The sequence below is a fragment of the Limnohabitans sp. TEGF005 genome, assembly GCF_055394835.1.
The window spans coordinates 2938802-2955977 of sequence record NZ_AP029226.1 but is presented as its reverse complement, the minus strand read 5'-3'; the positions used below and the strand labels follow the sequence as shown (position 1 = coordinate 2955977).

The window sequence follows — 17176 nt, the reverse complement described above, 5'->3', positions numbered from 1 at the left end:
TGTCAGTCAAGGACGCCACATGAACACCGCCATCACCGCCCCCGCTTTGCCCACAGGCGCCCACTTCAGTGCCGGTGGCCCGCCGCTCGAGCGCAGCGCATTGCGCCAAGCCATTGCCCACGCCACGCGCCTGCCCGAAGCACAGGCCCTGGCCCCGCTGCTGGCAGCGGCCCGCATGCCCACAGCGCAAGTCCAACGCACCGACGCGCTGGCCCGTCAGCTGGTGCAGGGCCTGCGTGAAAGCCCGCAACTGGGTGGCCGTGCCGGCAATACATTGAGCGGCCGTGCCGGCCGCGTACAAAGCCTGATGCAGGAATACGCCCTGTCGTGTGAAGAAGGCGTGGCCCTGATGTGTCTGGCCGAAGCGCTGCTGCGCATCCCCGACGCGGCCACGCGCAACGCACTGATCCGCGACAAGATTGGCCGAGGCGACTGGCACCAGCATGTGGGCCGCAGCCCTTCGCTGTTTGTCAACGCCGCTTCGTGGGGCCTGCTGCTCACCGGCAAACTGGTGGCCACGCACAGCGAGGGGGCGATGCTGGCCTCGCTCACGCGGCTGGTGGGCAAAAGCGGCGAGCCGCTGATCCGCCAAGGCGTGCAGCTGGCCATGCAAATGCTGGGCGAGCAGTTTGTGACGGGCGAGACGATTGAGCAAGCCCTGCACCGTGCCCACGACATGCAAGCGCAAGGCTTTCGCTATTCGTACGACATGTTGGGCGAAGCCGCCCTGACCGAAGCAGACGCGCAGCGCTATTTGAGCGCGTATGAAAACGCCATCCACGCCATCGGCAAAGCAGCGAACGGGCAAGGCCTTGTGAACGGCCCTGGCATCTCGATCAAGCTGTCGGCCCTGCACCCACGCTACTGCCGCGCCCAGCACCAACGCGTGATGGATGAACTGCTGCCGCGTGTGCTGCAACTGACCAAACTGGCCCGTCACTACGACATCGGTTTGAACATTGATGCCGAAGAGGTGGACCGGCTCGACTTGTCGCTCGACCTGCTCGAAGCGCTGTGCCACGCGCCCAGCTTGCAGGGCTGGAACGGCATCGGCTTTGTGGTCCAGGCCTACCAAAAGCGTTGCCCCTATGTGATCGACTTTGTCATCGATCTGGCACGCCGCACAGGGCACCGTTTGATGGTGCGTTTGGTCAAGGGCGCTTATTGGGACAGCGAGATCAAACGCGCCCAGCTGGACGGCCAAAGCGACTACCCGGTCTACACGCGCAAACACCACACCGATGTGTCTTACCTGGCCTGCGCCCAAAAGCTGCTGGCCGCGCCCCATGCGGTGTACCCCCAATTTGCCACGCACAACGCACACACCGTGGCCGCCATCGTGCACATGGCGCAAGACATTGGCGGCGAATATGCGCCAGGTCAATACGAATTCCAGTGCCTGCACGGGATGGGTGAGCCGCTGTACCGACAGGTGGTGGGCCCTCTGCAACGGCCTTGCCGCATCTATGCCCCGGTGGGCAGCCATGAAACCTTGCTGGCTTATCTGGTGCGCCGCCTGCTCGAAAACGGGGCCAACAGCTCATTTGTCAACCGCATGGCCGACGCCAGTGTGACCATCGACGATTTGGTGCAAGACCCGGTGGCACGCGTTGACCAAGACGCCGCGCGTGAAGGCACCCGCCCCGGCCAGCCACACCTTCAAATCCCGCTGCCCGCGCGACTGTATGGCACAGACCGTCTCAACTCGAGCGGCCCCGATTTGGCCCACGAACCCACGCTGCGCCAACTGGCTTTGGACATGCAGGCCCACATGCTGGCCTTGGATGTGAAGCCCCTGACCGCACACGCATTGTTGGCCACGGGCACGGGCGAACAAACCCACACCCTGCGCAACCCCGCCGACCACAGCGACGTGCTGGGCACCGTGCAGTTCACCCACCCAGCCGATGCTGAAGCCGCGCTGCAATCGGCCTCACAGGCCGCAGCCGCATGGGCGGCCACGCCACCTGCACTGCGTGCCGCACTGCTTGAACGCACCGCCAACTTGCTGCAAGCCGACGCACCGCGCGTGATGGCGCTGCTGGTGCGCGAAGCAGGAAAAACCTGGGGCCACGCCGTGGCCGAGCTGCGCGAAACGGTGGACTTTTTGCGCTACTACGCCGCGCAAGTGCGCCGCGATTTTGACCCCCGCACCCACACGCCGCTGGGGCCAGTGGTGTGCATCAGCCCTTGGAACTTTCCGCTGGCGATTTTTGTGGGCCAGGTGGCTGCCGCGCTGGCCGCTGGCAATCCAGTCCTGGCCAAGCCCGCCGAATCCACGCCCGCCATTGCGGCCTTGGCGGTGCAAACCCTGTGGCAAGCAGGCGTGCCCCAAGCGGTTGTGCAATTGCTGCCAGGCCATGGCGCCGAGGTGGGCATGCAACTGGTGCGCGATGCCCGTGTGCAAGGCGTGATGTTCACCGGCTCCACCGAGACCGCGCGCGTGCTGCAAACCGCGCTGGCCGAACGCCTGAACGCACAAGGCCAACCCGTGCCCCTGATCGCCGAAACAGGTGGGCAAAACTGCATGGTGGTGGACTCGTCGGCCTTGCTGGAACAGGTCGTCACCGACGCCGTGGCCTCGGCTTTTGAGGCCGCTGGCCAGCGCTGCTCGGCCTTGCGCGTGCTGTGCGTGCAAGACGATGTGGCAGACCGCCTGATCGAGATGCTCCGAGGTGCGATGGGCCAGATCCAAATGGGTGCCCCCGCGCACCTGGCCGTGGACATGGGGCCGGTGATCGACGAACGGGCTCGTGCCCGCATCGAAGCGCATGTGAGCGCCATGCAGCAAGGCGGCCACACGGTGCACCGCATCAGCGCCAAAGCACGCATGTCCTTGCCCAAAGGCACCTATGTGCCCCCCACGCTGATCGAGATCGCGCACATTGGCAAACTGGAGCGCGAGGTGTTTGGCCCGGTGCTGCACATCGTGCGCTATGCCCGTAACCAGCTGCCCGAGTTGCTGCATGCCATCCACGACACCGGTTATGCGCTCACATTGGGCGTGCATTCGCGCATCGAAGAAACCATCACCCAAGTCATCGACCACAGCCACGCGGGCAATGTGTACGTGAACCGCAACATGGTCGGTGCAGTGGTGGGTGTGCAGCCCTTTGGCGGCGATGGCTTGTCGGGCACCGGCCCCAAAGCGGGTGGGCCACTGTATCTGTTGCGCCTGTTGGCACGTTGCCCGACTGACGCGGCATTGCGCAGCGTGCAAGCCAGTGGCGCAGCCGCATTGCCGCAGGCATCGCCTGCGCTGCAAGCCCTGCACGACTGGGCGGTGGCGCAACAGCGTTTGCCGCTGGCGCACGCGTGTGCACAGTTTGCCGCCGCCAACCCGGCGGGCCATGAAGCCGTCTTGCGCGGCCCCACCGGCGAGCGCAACGTCTACCGGGTACAAGCCCGTGCGCGGGTGCTGTGCCTGACGGGTGAGCACGCCCATGCCAATGCCGACCGCCTGACCCAGCTGGCCGCGGTGCTGGCAGTGGGCAGCCACGCCGTGTGGCCGCTGTCTGCGCAAACCTTGCACACGCAACTGCCCAAAGCGGTGCAAAGCCAGGTGACGCTGCACGACACGGCACACGCGTCGCCGGTGGATGCCGCCTTGCTGCACGCCGACGCAGCCACCACCTTGCAGTGGCAAGCGCAACTGGCACAACGCCCGGGCGCCATCGTCACGCTCACCGCCATGCACCCCGGCGATACCGCTGTGCCGCTGGCCCGCTTGGTCAGCGAGCGCAGCATCAGCACCAACACAGCCGCGGCAGGCGGCAACGCCAGCTTGATGACTTTGGCCGCTTGATGACCCGTGCTTTGCCACCTGCGTGACAAAGCACGGGCCAGGCTGTAGCTAACATCGCGCATGCACCTGACCGTCTCAACGCCCGTTCAATCCCTCGCCGACCTTCACCGCATCGAGGCCACGCCCTTGGCCCAAGCTGCGCCCTGGGCCAGCACTTATGCGCTGATTCGCGCCAGCTGCGAAGCCCACCCCGACCGGCCCGCACTCACCTTTTTGGCCACAGGCCAGCCCGGCGGCCCAGCCACCTGCTGGACATACCGCACCTTGCTGCAAGGCATTCACCAAACGGCCAATGCGCTGCACAGCCTGCACATCGGCCCTCAAGACGTGGTGGCCATCTTGCTGCCCGGTGGACTGGCCTACCACTTGGCCCTGTGGGGTGGCGAGGCGGCAGGCATTGTGCAACCGCTCAACCCCTTGTTGAGCGAAGAAAAACTGCTGTCCCTCTTGCAGGCCAGTCAGGCCAAAGTGCTGATCGCCCACGGCGTGGACGACGACAGCCAGATGCGCGACAAAGCACTGCGCCTGCAAGCCCAATTGCCCCAACTGCACACCGTGCTGTTCGTGCACCCCGATGGCCACGCTCTGGCGTCTGGCTTGCCGCCCGGCACACACGACTTTCATGCCCTGCGCCAGCAACAAGCCAGTGACGGCCTGCAAAGCGAACGCGTCATTCAGGCCAGCGACATCGCCGCTTACTTTCACACCGGGGGCACCACCGGCGCACCCAAACTGGCACGGCACAGCCATGGCGCACAGGTGTTCACCGCTTGGGCCAACGCCACGATGCAAGGCTTTCAAGCCAGCGATGTGACCATCAACGGCTACCCGCTGTTCCATGTGGCCGGTGTCTTGCCCGGCGCATTGTGTTCGCTGGCCGTGGGCATGCACATCGTCATTCCCACCGCCGCGCTGTTTCGCCACCGCGACGTGGTGCAAAACTATTGGCGCTTGGCCGAACACCACGGCTGCACCCTCATGTCGGGTGTGCCCACGGTGCTGGCGGCGCTGGCGGGCGTGCCGCTGAACGGGGCCAACATCTCACGCCTGCGTGCGGTGCGCACCGGCGCTGCACCACTGCCGCCCGAACTGGCGCAACGCTTTGCGCAAAGCTTCGGCTTGCAGATCAACGAAAGCCTGGGCATGACCGAAACCGCTGGCCTGAGCACCGTGGCCCCACCAGGCCTGAGCGCACCCGCAGGCTGCGTGGGCTGGCCGCTGCCGCACGCGCGGGTGCGTGTGGTGGCCTTGAACAGCGACGACCAAACCACCGGACAAGACCTGCCAGCGGGCGAAAAAGGCATGGTGCTCTACCAAGGACCCAACCTGTTTTCAGGCTACCTCGATGCCGCCGAAACCGCCCGCAGCATCACGCCCGAGGGCTGGCTCATCACGGGCGATGTGGGCTTCATCGACGAGCAAGGCCGACTGCACCTGTCGGGCCGGGCCAAAGACTTGATCATTCGAGGTGGCCACAACATCGACCCCAAAGTGATCGAAGACGCACTGGGCGCACACCCCGCCGTCGAACTGTGCGCCGCCGTGGGCGCACCCGACGCCTATGCAGGCGAATTGCCCGTGGCCTTTGTCACGCTCAAACCCGGCAGTGTGGTGAGCGAAGACGAACTGCTGGCCTTCACCGCCCAAGGCGTGGACGAAGCCCCAGCCCGACCCAAATCCATCACCGTGCTGCAACGCATGCCTGTCACCAACGTCGGCAAGATCTACAAACCCGAACTGCGCGCCTTGGCCACCGCTGCGGTGGTGCAAGGCCTGGTCGATCGGGTGCTGACACCCTTGCAAACGCCCGCCACGCAATGGCCCCAGGTCAAAGCCACGGGCGATGCCCCGGTAGAAGTCGACGCAAGAGCCACACCCGAAGCGGCTTGGGCGGCCTTGAAGCCGTTGCTGCTGGCCTTGCCCGTCAAGATCCGGTTTTGCGAGAAATAGTCACCTGTTTTTGAGTTGATCGCGCAATTGGGTTTGCTCCTGTTCTTCGGCTTTGAACTGGTCGCGCATCTGGACCAGGCTTTGCTCTTGGGTTTTCAATCGCGTCAACAGCCGCTCCTGGGTTTGCTCTTGCTTGCGCAAAAGGTCCAGCAGCTCGGGCTTGTCTTGCGCGTGGTCCTGAATCTGGCTGCGTGTGCGCGTCAGCAACTGGTCTTGTCGCTTGATTTGGTCACGCGTTTGCTTGAGCAAATTCTCCTGCGCCTTGATCTGGCCGCGTGTGTCCGACAGGTTTTTTTCTTGCGTCCGCATCTGCGTTTGATGGCGGATGGATTCTTTTTGCCGCTCCACAAACTGCTCCGTCTTGGCACCGAAACCGGCGGCGGGGCCTGTGCCCGGTCCAGGCCCTGCGCCGACGCCGGCACCTGGGCCAGCCCCCGAACCGGAACCTGTGCCTGTCCCTTGGGCAAAGGCGGCGAAACAGGAAGACGCCAGCACGATGGCGGCGGTCATTGAAGTGATTTTGACGAATCGTGGCGACATGAAAAGATCCTTGGTTATTGCAGTTGAAAGACAAGAACAGTCTGCAAAAACCGGGAGGAACCGTGAAGCCATCCAACGGTCAATTTTCATCTACCCAAAGGGCTATACCGCCATCAAAAATCAACTCAGGTGCTTGCCAATGATCCCGGCCAACTCAAACATGGTGGCCTGCTCTTTGCCAAACACGGCTTGCAGCTTGCCATCGGCGGTAATGGAGCGCTTGTCTGCCGGGTTTTGCAGATCTGTGAGCGTGGTGTCACCGCCCGACTCGATGTTCACCGAATTGCCCGCCACTTGCGTGTTCGCGAACGTGGTGCAGTTGCCCGCGCCTTGGCCTGTGGCTTTGCTGGCACTGGCCGTAAAACCCATACCGCCGCCATTGCCCAACTGCATGGCTATGCCCACGCTGCCGCTCTTGCTTTGGTTGGTGCTGCTCGAGCCCACGTTGATGCTGATGCCAATGCCTCCGGCTTTGTCTGCGGCGTTGCCTTGTGTGGTTTCAGGTGTGCCGTCTGCGTTGGTCTTGAGGCTGCCGTCTGGGTTCTGGGCACCCGTTCGCACCATGCCGCTGGCGTCGCCTTGGCCTGCCTTGAGCGCGTCTGCCCCTTGCTTGAGGTTGAATGCGGCGTTGGCCCCAGCAAGCAGCTGCATGCGGCCACTGCCGGTGTTGCCTGCGGCTTGCAGCTGGCTTCGCACGGTTTGGGGTTTCATGACAACAATGTCATCAACAATTTATGGAAGGCGGCAAGTAAAAACATCGCATGTCAGCTGCTCACTTGCCCTGTGGGTAGTTTTTGAGCCAATCGAACATGATCGATTGCGATTGAGGTTTCACGCTGCCGCTCACCGGCCCATTGGTTCCTGCGCCCACCATCACCGAGCCGCCCACGCTTTGGCTCTTTTCCTTGTATTGGTTTTGATCCTGCAGGCTTTGGATGGTGAGGTTGCCGCCCACTTGGGCTGTCACTTGGTCTGCTTTGACCAATGCGCCCTTGAGCGTGGTGTCACCGCCCGGCTCGATGTTCACCGTGTTGCCCGCCACTTGTGTGTTGGTGTAAGTCACGCCGTTGCCCGCGCCTTGGCCTGTGGCTTTGCTGGCACTGGCCGTAAAGCCCATACCGCCGCCGCCTGCCCCCAGTTGGATGGCTACGCCCACGCTGGCGCTCTTGCTTTGGTTGGTGCTGCTTTCGGTGCTGGTGTTTTGTGCGGCCAGCAAGTTCACTTGGTTGTCTGCTTTGAGGGTGGTGGTGCCTGCGGCTTGGACGCTGCTGCCTTGCAGCGTGAGGTTGCTATCTTTGCCTGCGCCTGTCGCTTGGATGGTGACGTTGCCGTCGTTCATTTCACCGTTCAATCCAAACATACCCCTTGGAATCCATACAAGTTCTAATTTTCGTCCGGTGTAGACGTAACCCATCAAAGAATTCGCTATTTGACTGCCCTGATTGTTTTTCATATCCATCACTCAGATTTTCGGCACCACCACAACGGGTCCAATCAGTAAGTCTTTGTTCATTTGTCATCCCTGCCTTAACCCAGTGTGCTCCGTAGGGCTTGATGCTTCGATCAATCGGACCAACACTTTCTAAAAGGCATCCTGAGACCAACAGCGGCAACAAAATGACAGCAAACTTTTTCATCGACCTGCTCCTAACAATATTCCTATGGCTTTCCAAATTTCAGGAGACATGCCTTCAGCTGCGGCAAAAGGCGCTGCCAACGGGATGGCACCAATCGTGATCCCTTTGTCGTATACCGCGCGCTCTGTGTCTGACATTCCCCTCTTGATGTTCCCCTGCGTGTCATACAAGCCACTGGCCTTACCGCCAATGTAGTCATGCGAACCGGCAAATGATTCGATGAGTTTGTCTTGCCAACTTCCCTTTGCATACGCGTATCCAAATAGCGTGCCTGCTACACCCTGAACACCGCCCGTGTCACCAGCCATTTTTTGACCTTCGGGGGTCGCTAAAAATTCAGCAATTGTTTGCTCTCCAAATGTTCCATCTGGTTTTTTAACCTCTGGGCCTTTAAATGTGACTGGCTTAGTTGTGTCAATCGACCCATCTGGAGTTTTGGCAAAAGTGCACCGTTCATTACTCGGCCCACACAACAAATCCAAGTCGACCCTCGTGCCTCCAACCTTCACCCCATCACCCCTGACACCCTCGCTTGGACCACTGACGTTGCTCAGCACTTTGCCCGTGCTGTCCACCACCCCGGCAAACTTCTTGGAGTCTTCGATCATCAAGTCCCGCATCTTCTCTGCTGCCGTTGACAGCGCTTCTTTGGTAATCACGCTGCCCACCATGCCCGTCAGCGCTCCAGTCAGGATGTTCAAGGCCCGCTCTTGCATGTTCACGTCTTTGATGGCTTGTTCTGCGTTGGCCCTGTCCTCCGCTGTGCTGGCGTTCTTGGCCTGCTCTTGCAAGGTCTTGCGCTGGCCGTTGGTGTATTCCGTGATGGCTTTGCCTGCTTGCTTGCCAAACTCTTGTGTGATGGTGACTTGCGCTTCTATCTCTTTTTTGACTTTGTCAGACCAACATTTCATGGATAGAGGCAGCGGGCGTCGCATTGTTCCAAGTAGATGTAGTCTTTCGCCCGCATGCATGCATGCACTTTAAGTGTGTGTTTATTCAAACCCTCGAAGTAATCAGCTGTTGTTTGATCACGCTGTTTTTCGTAGCCCGCTTTAAATGAAACTGAATCGCCCCCACATTCCTTAAAGTCATGCCTACGACTGTCCCTCGTCATCCCCTCTTTAATCCAGTGTGCTCCGTAGGGTTTTATGGAGTTTAGATATTCAGTTCTCTCCCTCCCACTGACTCCATTCATTTGGTGTGGACCAATTCCACAAGCAGTAAGACCCGTAGAAATCAATATCCAAACTGTCGCAAATGAGAGTTTCATTTTCCAGCTCCCAACAAGATACCGATCGCTTTCCAAACTTCAGGCGATAAACCCTCTGCAGCTGCAAATGGTGCAGCGGGCAGTATTGCAATTTCACTCCAACGGTTCTGCAATGTAGTCGTCAATTCAGAACGACCTCGTGCAGCGTTGCCCTGAGCGTCATATAAGCCACTGACCTTACCCCCAATGAAGTCGTGCGTGCCTGCAAACGACTCGATCAACTTGTCTTGCCAACTGCCTGCTGCATACGGAACTCCAAATAACGTTCCTACAGCGCCCTGTACGCCACCGGTGGCACCAGGCAATTTTTGACCTTCGGGGGTTTTAAGGAAATCATCTAAAGTTTCTCGTGTACCGTCCGGTTTGACTCTGCCATCGAATACCACAGGTTTACTGGCATCGATAGATCCGTCTGGATTCTTACTGAACGTGCAACGCGCATTGTCCGAACCACACAACAAATCCAAGTCGACCCTCGTGCCTCCAACCTTCACCCCATCACCCCTGACACCGTCACTAGGACCGCTGACGTTGCTCAGCACTTTGCCCGTGCTGTCCACCACCCCGGCAAACTTCTTGGAGTCTTCGATCATCAAGTCCCGCATCTTCTCTGCTGCCGTTGACAGCGCTTCTTTGGTAATCACGCTGCCCACCATGCCCGTCAGCGCTCCAGTCAGGATGTTCAAGGCCCGCTCTTGCATGTTCACGTCTTTGATGGCTTGTTCTGCGTTGGCCCTGTCCTCCGCTGTGCTGGCGTTCTTGGCCTGCTCTTGCAAGGTCTTGCGCTGGCCGTTGGTATATTCCGTGATGGCTTTACCAGCCTGCTTGCCAAACTCTTGCGTGATGGTGACTTGCGCTTCTATCTCTTTTTTGACTTTGTCTGCATCAAAGATGGTCTTTAGGCTGGTGCTCTTGTCTCCGGTTCTGGCCGCCGTGTTGCCCGCCACGCCGCTGATGCCTGCTGTGCTAGTGCTCGCAGCATTGCCGCTGTCGCTGCCAAAGCCGACTCCGCTCATGCCTGCGCTGGCGCTCTTGCCGGGAAGTGCCCCTGCCCCCAGACCGACACTCACGCTCTTGGCTTCATAGCTGGCACTGTTTTGCAGGTCGGTGGTGGTCAGCGTGCCGCCTGTGTTGAAGCTGTTCTTGTTGTCGTCAATCGCCGCTTGCGTGCTGGTGATCTGTGCGCCTGTCAGGGTGGTGTTGCCTTTGACTTCGACTTGGAAGCCGCCGTCTCCCGCCCTGATCGCGCTTTGCTCATTGACGCTGGTGTACGTGCTGTTGATGCTGCTCTTGGCCAGGTTCACGCTGCCGCTCACCGGCCCATTGGTTCCTGCGCCCACCATCACCGAGCCGCCCACGCTTTGGCTCTTTTCCTTGTATTGGTTTTGATCCTGCAGGCTTTGGATGGTGAGGTTGCCGCCCACTTGGGCTGTCACTTGGTCTGCTTTGACCACTGCGCCCTTGAGCGTGGTGTCACCGCCCGATTCGATGTTCACCGTGTTACCCGCCACTTGCGTGTTGGTATAAGTGACGCCGTTGCCCGCGCCCTGGCCTGTGGCTTTGCTTGCACTGGCCGTGAAGCCCATGCCGCCCCCGCCTGCCCCCAGTTGGATGGCTACCCCGACGCTGCCGCTCTTGCTTTGGTTGCTGCTGCTCTCGGTGGTGGTGTTTTGTGCGGCCAGCAAGTTCACTTGGTTGTCGGCTTTGAGTGAGGTTTTACCGCCTGCGGTGATGTCGCTGCCTTGCACCGTGAGGTTGCTGCCCTGTCCATCGCCTGTGGCTTGGATGGTGATGTTGCCGCCTGCGTTGATGCTGGAGCCCCGGGCGTTGTCTGCGCTGCTGCTTTGTTTAGATTGGTTGCTGCTGGAGCCCACGCTGATGCTGATGCCAATACCTCCAGCTTTGTCTGCTGCGTTGCCTTGTGCGGTTTCAGGTGTGCCGTCTGCGTTGGTCTTGAGGCTGCCGTCTGGGTTCTGGGCACCCGTTCGCACCATGCCGTTGGCGTCGCCTTGGCCTGCCTTGAGCGCGTCTGCCGCTTGTTTGAGGTTGAACGCTGCGTTGGCCCCGGCCAGGGCTTGCATGCGGCCACTGCTGGTGTTGCCTGCGGCTTGCAACTGGCTGCTGGCCGTTTGCAGTGCCGACAGCACAGGACTGGTGACCGCCACCGTCAAGCCGCTTTGCTTGAACTTTTGTTCGGTGCTTTGGCTGCCGGTCTCGCGGGCTTCGGTGATGTCCACCTTTTTGGCGGTGATGGTGATGTCGCCCGCTGGGGTCATCACGTCGCTGCCCGTCTGGGTGAAGGCCCCGCCTGCGTTGATGGTGACGTTGCCGTTGATCGCCCCGATGGTCGACTGCGCTGCGCTGGTGCTTTGGCCTTGCTGGTCCAGGCTTTGCTGTCGCTTGCCCACCGTGAAGCCAATGCCACCACCGCTCATGAGGCCGCTCTTGGTCTCTTGCCGGTAATCGGTTTGGCTTTGGGTGTTTTGTGCTGCTTCGATGTTCACGTTGCGCCCAGCGTTCAAGTTCACGCTCTGGTCGGCCAGCACGTTGGAGCCTTTGACTGTGAGGTCTTGGCCTGCGCTGATGCTCACGCTTTGGCCTTCAAGGCTGCTGCCCACCGCGGTGGTACTTTGGCTGCTGGTGCGGGTGGTGGTGGTGGTGCTCGACAACACGCCTTTGCTGGTGCTCTTGCGTGCTTCGTCAAAGGTTTCGCTGGTCTGCCCTTCGGTGATGAGGATGCTATTGCCTGCTGTGGCTTTGAGTTCTTGACCTGCGCTGACCTGCGCCGCTTTGGCCTTGAGGTCATTGCCCGCCGTCAGGCTCAAGTTGCCGCCCGCCTTGATCTGGCTGCCCACGTCTTGGCTGTTGGACTGGCGCAGGCGGTTGTTGGCATCCCAGTTGAGGCTTTGGCTGCTGCCGGTGGTGACGGTGTCCAGGTTCAGGTCATGGCCTGCGCTCAGGCTCGTTTGACCCGTGCCTTGGTTGCTCACAATGGCCCCCTTCACATTCAGGTCTCGCCCTGCGCTGGCCAGCAAGGCGCCCGATTGGCCTTTGACGTACAGCCCCGCCACGCGGTCCACCACGGTGTTGCTCAGGCTGTTGACGCCCGTTTGGGTCTTGGTGGTTTGGGTGGTGGTGCTCAAGTTCAGGTCTCGCCCTGCGCTGACCTCTAGCTTGCTTTGCGCCTCTATGCTGCCGCCCACGTTGGTGATGTCTTCGCTGGCCTTGGCGCTCAGGGTGTCTGCGCTCAGCCTTCCGCCCAGGTTGAGGATGTTCTTGGCGCCGATCTCCAGCACGTTGCGCCCAGCGATGGTGCCGCTGTTGGTCAAGTCGCCCGTGAGCTTGAGGCTGACGTCTTTGCCGCTCATCAGCGCCCCTGTGCCGTCCATGTCGCCTTCTTTGACGCGTGCGTAGACCTGGGGGGCCAGCACCTTTTGTGTGCTGCCGTCGGCCAGTGTGACGGTTTGCTCGACCATCCACACGATGTCACTGGTCAGCTGCGCCATTTGGCTTGCACTCAGGGCAATGCCAGGGCGCAGTTGCAGGGCTTTGGCGGTGGTCAGGCCGTTGGTCATGAGGGCCATGTATTGCGCTTCGTCGCTGGCGTAGTCGCCCAAAAAGCGGTTGCCGGTGAGGGCCAGCACTTGGTCGCGGATGAGCTTTTGTTCATAAAAGCCGTCGCCCAGGCGCTTTTGGGTGTCACCAGGGTTCAGGTGCAGGCTTTGTAGCATGTAGTCGCTGCCCAGCCAGGTTTTGTAGCCCGCGAATTGGGGGTCGGTCTCGACCAGGTATTGGCTGGTGCTTTGCGGCTGGGTTTTGTACAGGCTGCTGGTGGGCAGCTTGGTGCTGACCAATATGGCTTGCACGTTGATCGCGTTGCGGGTGTTGGCTTGCGCAGGGCCGCTGGTGCTGGCTTTGACGCTGACCACGCCTGCTGCGTTCACCTCAGTGCCGGTGCCGCTGAAGGTGGTGTTGCCCTCGGATTTGGCGACAGGCAATGAGATGGTTTGCGTTTGGGTGTCGTGGTAGGGCGTGAGCTCGCCCCATGCGTTTTTGGTGACGCGTCTCCAGCGATACCAGCCACGGCGGGTGCCGTGGTATTGGGCTGTGCCGTCTTCGTGGATCAGCAGTTGGCCTTCGCCTTCTTGATTGACGATGCTGCCAAGATCGCCGCTGAGTTTGCCTCCGGCCAGGATTTGGCTCTTGTCGTTGAGCAGGTTTTGGCCTATCAGGCTCATGGCACCGCCGGACAAGATCATGCTGGGATCGCTTTGGGTGATGACGGATTTTTCGAATGTGCGCACCAGCTGGTATTGCGTCCAGTTGGCAAAGGTGCCGCTTTGAAACCCTGCGTTGTATTGGGTGATGGCGTCGCCCAGAAGGTCGTAGGCCACGCTGATGTCGGCTTCCCACTGCGTGTGGTCGTTGTTGTATTTGGCCCAGGCGTCATCGTATTCGCCTTTGTCCTTGTTGTAGGAAGTCCAGGCTTTGTCGTATGCCGTTTTATCGGCTTGGTATTGCGTCTGAGCCAGGCTGCATGCCGAGGCGCTGTAGGTGGCAGAGCCTACTTTGCAAATGTCAGTGCTTGTAGGGTCTTGGGGCGCTTTCAGGGTGGGCACTGTCGGGTTAACCAAGCCCGGCTGCGCAGGCTCGAGCGCAGGTGCGGTGATTTTGAAGTAAGCCCAGGCCGGATGGGCGGGGGCGTATTCACTGCCACTGGCCACCTCGCAAACTTCTGCGTCCCCTTCGCCTGTGCATACGAGCTGGCCTGGCGTGGGCATGGGTGTTTTGCCAAGCTCAGGGCTGCCACCGGATGCCGCAGCCCAGGTGTATGTGATGAGCTGGCCGTTGTCGTTTTTATTGAAAGTGGTAGGCAGGTATTTTTGTGCATTGCCTTGGGGCTGGATGTAGAAGCGGTCTTCTGGTGAGCCGTAAGGACGCAGTGCGCTGGCAAAGTGTTCGTTGGTGTTGTTGAGCGTTGCGGTGTTCAGGCTCAGCTTGCCAAGTGCTTCGATGGTGGCGCTGTTGTTGTTGACGGTGTCGGCCTGCCCGGTGGCTTGGCGCTGGGCATTAAGCTGGCCTCCAATGTACATGTCGCCCGCGCTAAAGATCAATGCGCCTTCACGGTTGGTGATGGTCTTGGCACCGATATCCAGTCGCTCGCGTGCGGCAATCACCGCAGTGGCTTTGGTGCCATTGAGGGTTTCGCTGTCATTGAGCAAGGTGGTCGCGCCGATGCTCAGACGGTCGCCAAAGATGCGACCTGTGCCTATGTTGTTGAGGGTGGCGGCATCGATGAGGGTGTCTTGCCCATCAATGAGGCCGCGGTTGGTCAGCGTACCTGTGGCAGCCAGTTGCGTGGTTTTGCCTGTGATTTGCGCATTGGCGCTGTTGGTGATGTTGGCTGCACGACTTTGCAAGTTTTGACCAGCTTGCATGTTGCCACTGTTGTTGATGTTGGCCGCCACCACGATGGCGTCAGCATTGGCAATGACGTTGCCGCTGTTGTTGAAGTCGCTGGTGAGGTCGAGTTGAAGGCTGCCTTTGGAAAGGATTTGCCCATCACCGCCCAAGCTCTGGCTGTCGATGACGAGGGCACTGTCGGCAATGAGCACGCCATCTTTGTTGATGACGGTCAATGTGGGCGCTGCGCTGGTGGTCGGTGTGCCAGACGCTGGGCGAACAATGAGGTCTTGCAGGCTCAGGGTTTGGCCTGCACTGATGAGGCCCGCGTTGTTGTTGATTTGCCCCGCACTGAGCACAACCACGTTCTGAGCTGCGCGGATGGCACCTTTGTCGTTTTGCAGTTTGGCGGCAACGATGGTGATGGTCTGGCCTTCAATGCCGGTTTGTATGGAATTTTTGCTGGCGAGTGTGTCCTGGTTTTTGATCTCTTGGGCAGTGAGCTCGGTCTGGGTGGCGCTGCGGATAAGGCCTTGTGTGTTGTCCAGCGTTCCGGTCGCTTGTATGCGCAAATCGCTCAAGCTGAGGATTTGGCCTTGGTTGGTGTTGGCTGTGCCGGTGGTGGAGATGTTCAGTGCGCCTTTGCTGGCGATGTAACCTGCGTCGTTGTTCAGCTGTCCGGTGCTCACGCTAAGTTGGCCTTGTGCAAACAGTCCGCCTTGGCCTGCGCCTTCGCCTTTCGTACGGCCCGGGTATTGCACCGCCTGACTGTTGTTCAGGGCTTGGCCGTGAGTGTCTATGATCAGTTGTGTGCCGCTTTGGATGAGGCCGGCCTGGTTGTCCAGTGCGCCGGTTTGCAGCAACACTGCTTGGCTCGCCAGCAAGGTGCCGCTGGTGTTGGTCACTGTGCTTTGGTGGGTGTCGATGCTCAGATTTTGAGCCCCGATGTAGCCTTGGGTGTTGTTGAGTTGTCCGGTGCTTACATTGACTTGCGCGCCACTGATGTTGCCTTGGCTGTTGTTGATTTGGGCGGTGTCGGGGGTGGTTAGTTTGAGTTGACCGCTGGGGTTGACGGCAGTGATGGTGGCACCCAGGGTGTTGATGTTGCCCGACATGGCCCGGAAGTCGATTTGGCCCGCCGTGATTCGGGCTGTCGCCAAATCCATGCTGGATGCGCTGATTTTGAACTGCCCACCGGCCATGGCTTGGCCTTGCAGTTGCAGACCCACGCTGGTGTTGATAGAGAGGTCGCCGGTGTTGGCGAGCTGACCATTGGGCTGGATGCCAGCACCGATCGTGGTGTCGGTGGCTGTGCTGAGTGAGGCGGCAGTGAACGTGGCGTTGCCTTGCGCAGCCATGATGGCACCTGCGCCCGTTTGGACAATGGCCGCCAGTGTGCTGACACGAAGCTGGCCTGTGGCATAGATGCTGCCGCTGTTGTCAATGCGCCCTTGTGTGGCGACGCCCAGGTCTTGTGTGGTCTGAATGGTGCCGCTATTGGACAGCCAGCCTTCGTGGCTGAGCGTCAGGGGGCCGTTGGTGGCCTGGATTTGTCCGGCGTTGCGCACACCCAGGCCCGCTTCCGTGCCAATGAGGTGGATCTTGCCTGCATACATGCCGCCGAGTTGGGCAACGTCCAGTGCCACCGAGGGTGCGGGTGATGTCGCCTCTGCGGCGCTGGTTTGGGGCGTGCCGCCAGAGACCACGCTGCTGGCTTGGATGTTGTTGGCCCCGGTGACCACTTGCAGTTCATTGGCCCAGACGCCGGCATTGACTTGCAGGGCACGCGCGAGGATGGCGGTGAAGTCTGCACCCCGGGTGTCCAAGCCTTGCCCGTCAATGCGCACAGTGCCGCCTTGAACGCGGTAGCTATCTAGACTGCCTGATGCAAAGACTGGGGTGCCGGTGGTCAGTGTGATGCGACTGGCATTGATGAAACCTGCACCGTCAACAGAAATGCCCGCCGGGTTGGCGACGATGACTTCAGCGCGTTGGCCAGCCACTTCAAGGTAACCTTTGAGTTGACTGGGCTTACTGGAGTTAACTTCGTTGAGGATGACTTTGGCTGTGCCGGTGGCCAACCAAGGGTTGGCTTGTACCCAGCCGCCTTGTTGGGTTTGCACGTTGATGCGGCTGTTGTTGAGGATGGCACCGCCACCGGTGCCGTTGCCGACATCAAACTGGCTGTAGGTGTTGCGGCTGACACCTGCTGCGCTGGGTGTCTGGATGTTGGCCTGAATGACACCGTTGCCACTGCGCAAGATAGTGGCTTGCTGGGTTTTGGGGGCATTAGGATCTGCCACGATGCGGGTCGCCACGGTTTGCGCTTGTGCGGTGTGCATGAGCGGCAGGCTCCAGCCCCAAACGCCTGCAACCAGCCAGCAGGCCAACTGCATGGGCGAGGCGATGGTGCGGATGCAGCGGTGCTGTGTATGGCGTACGGTCTGGGTTTGTCCGCTGGCAGATTTGCCTTGGGCCTCAGCGGTTTCTGCCACGGCCATCATGCAGTCCCTCGCTGCGTTGAAGACGATGCGATATTGGGTTTTGTTCATGTCAATGTCTCAGGCGCTG

Annotated in this window: 8 protein-coding genes; 2 read left to right on the top strand and 6 right to left on the bottom strand. The window is 60.3% G+C overall.

The annotated features are described in order from the left end of the window. The first annotated feature begins 19 nt into the window (after window positions 1-19). Together putA and ACZ5RG_RS14620 are read left to right on the top strand one after the other, a co-directional pair. Window positions 20-3805, top strand: a complete 3786-nt coding sequence (gene putA / locus ACZ5RG_RS14625; RefSeq protein WP_464447440.1) for a trifunctional transcriptional regulator/proline dehydrogenase/L-glutamate gamma-semialdehyde dehydrogenase — start codon at window positions 20-22, stop codon at window positions 3803-3805. A 60-nt stretch (window positions 3806-3865) separates the two neighbouring features. Continuing rightward, window positions 3866-5755 carry an acyl-CoA synthetase gene (locus ACZ5RG_RS14620; RefSeq protein ID WP_464447439.1) on the top strand — a complete coding sequence of 630 codons (1890 nt, stop codon included), beginning with the start codon at window positions 3866-3868 and terminating at the stop codon, window positions 5753-5755. On the opposite strand, the gene ACZ5RG_RS14615 is transcribed toward ACZ5RG_RS14620, so the two are convergent. The 6 genes from ACZ5RG_RS14615 to ACZ5RG_RS14590 all read right to left on the bottom strand — a co-directional run bounded on the left by ACZ5RG_RS14615 (window position 5756) and on the right by ACZ5RG_RS14590 (window position 17157). Beyond that, on the bottom strand, window positions 5756-6295 hold the full coding sequence (locus ACZ5RG_RS14615; protein WP_312259762.1) for a hypothetical protein: 540 nt from the start codon (window positions 6293-6295) through the stop codon (window positions 5756-5758). Window positions 6296-6415: 120 nt separating this feature from the next. Beyond that, window positions 6416-6859 carry a hemagglutinin repeat-containing protein gene (locus ACZ5RG_RS14610; RefSeq protein WP_464448219.1) on the bottom strand — a complete coding sequence of 148 codons (444 nt, stop codon included), beginning with the start codon at window positions 6857-6859 and terminating at the stop codon, window positions 6416-6418. Between the two features lie 208 nt (window positions 6860-7067). Beyond that, entirely contained in the window at window positions 7068-7655 is a 588-nt protein-coding gene (locus ACZ5RG_RS14605) for a hemagglutinin repeat-containing protein (protein ID WP_464447438.1), read from the bottom strand. Next, a complete protein-coding gene (locus ACZ5RG_RS14600; protein WP_464447437.1) occupies window positions 7636-7932 on the bottom strand; it encodes a hypothetical protein in 297 nt (98 codons plus the stop codon). The genes ACZ5RG_RS14605 and ACZ5RG_RS14600 overlap by 20 nt, the downstream gene beginning before the upstream one ends. Further along, complete coding sequence (locus ACZ5RG_RS14595) at window positions 7929-8843, bottom strand: hypothetical protein (RefSeq protein WP_464447436.1); 915 nt, start codon at window positions 8841-8843, stop codon at window positions 7929-7931. Before ACZ5RG_RS14595 ends, ACZ5RG_RS14600 begins: the two co-directional genes overlap by 4 nt. 355 nt (window positions 8844-9198) lie before the next feature. Further along, on the bottom strand, window positions 9199-17157 hold the full coding sequence (locus ACZ5RG_RS14590) for a hemagglutinin repeat-containing protein (RefSeq protein WP_464447435.1): 7959 nt from the start codon (window positions 17155-17157) through the stop codon (window positions 9199-9201). Window positions 17158-17176 lie beyond the last annotated feature (19 nt).

Bases quoted from the DNA above. Each gene is read 5' to 3' on its own strand.
- putA (WP_464447440.1), top strand. From the start codon at position 20: ATGAACACCGCCATCACCGCCCCCGCTTTGCCCACAGGCGCCCACTTC.
- ACZ5RG_RS14620 (WP_464447439.1), top strand. From the start codon at position 3,866: ATGCACCTGACCGTCTCAACGCCCGTTCAATCCCTCGCCGACCTTCAC.
- ACZ5RG_RS14615 (WP_312259762.1), bottom strand. From the start codon at position 6,295: ATGTCGCCACGATTCGTCAAAATCACTTCAATGACCGCCGCCATCGTG.
- ACZ5RG_RS14610 (WP_464448219.1), bottom strand. From the start codon at position 6,859: ATGGTGCGAACGGGTGCCCAGAACCCAGACGGCAGCCTCAAGACCAAC.
- ACZ5RG_RS14605 (WP_464447438.1), bottom strand. From the start codon at position 7,655: ATGTTTGGATTGAACGGTGAAATGAACGACGGCAACGTCACCATCCAA.
- ACZ5RG_RS14600 (WP_464447437.1), bottom strand. From the start codon at position 7,932: ATGAAAAAGTTTGCTGTCATTTTGTTGCCGCTGTTGGTCTCAGGATGC.
- ACZ5RG_RS14595 (WP_464447436.1), bottom strand. From the start codon at position 8,843: ATGAAATGTTGGTCTGACAAAGTCAAAAAAGAGATAGAAGCGCAAGTC.
- ACZ5RG_RS14590 (WP_464447435.1), bottom strand. From the start codon at position 17,157: ATGAACAAAACCCAATATCGCATCGTCTTCAACGCAGCGAGGGACTGC.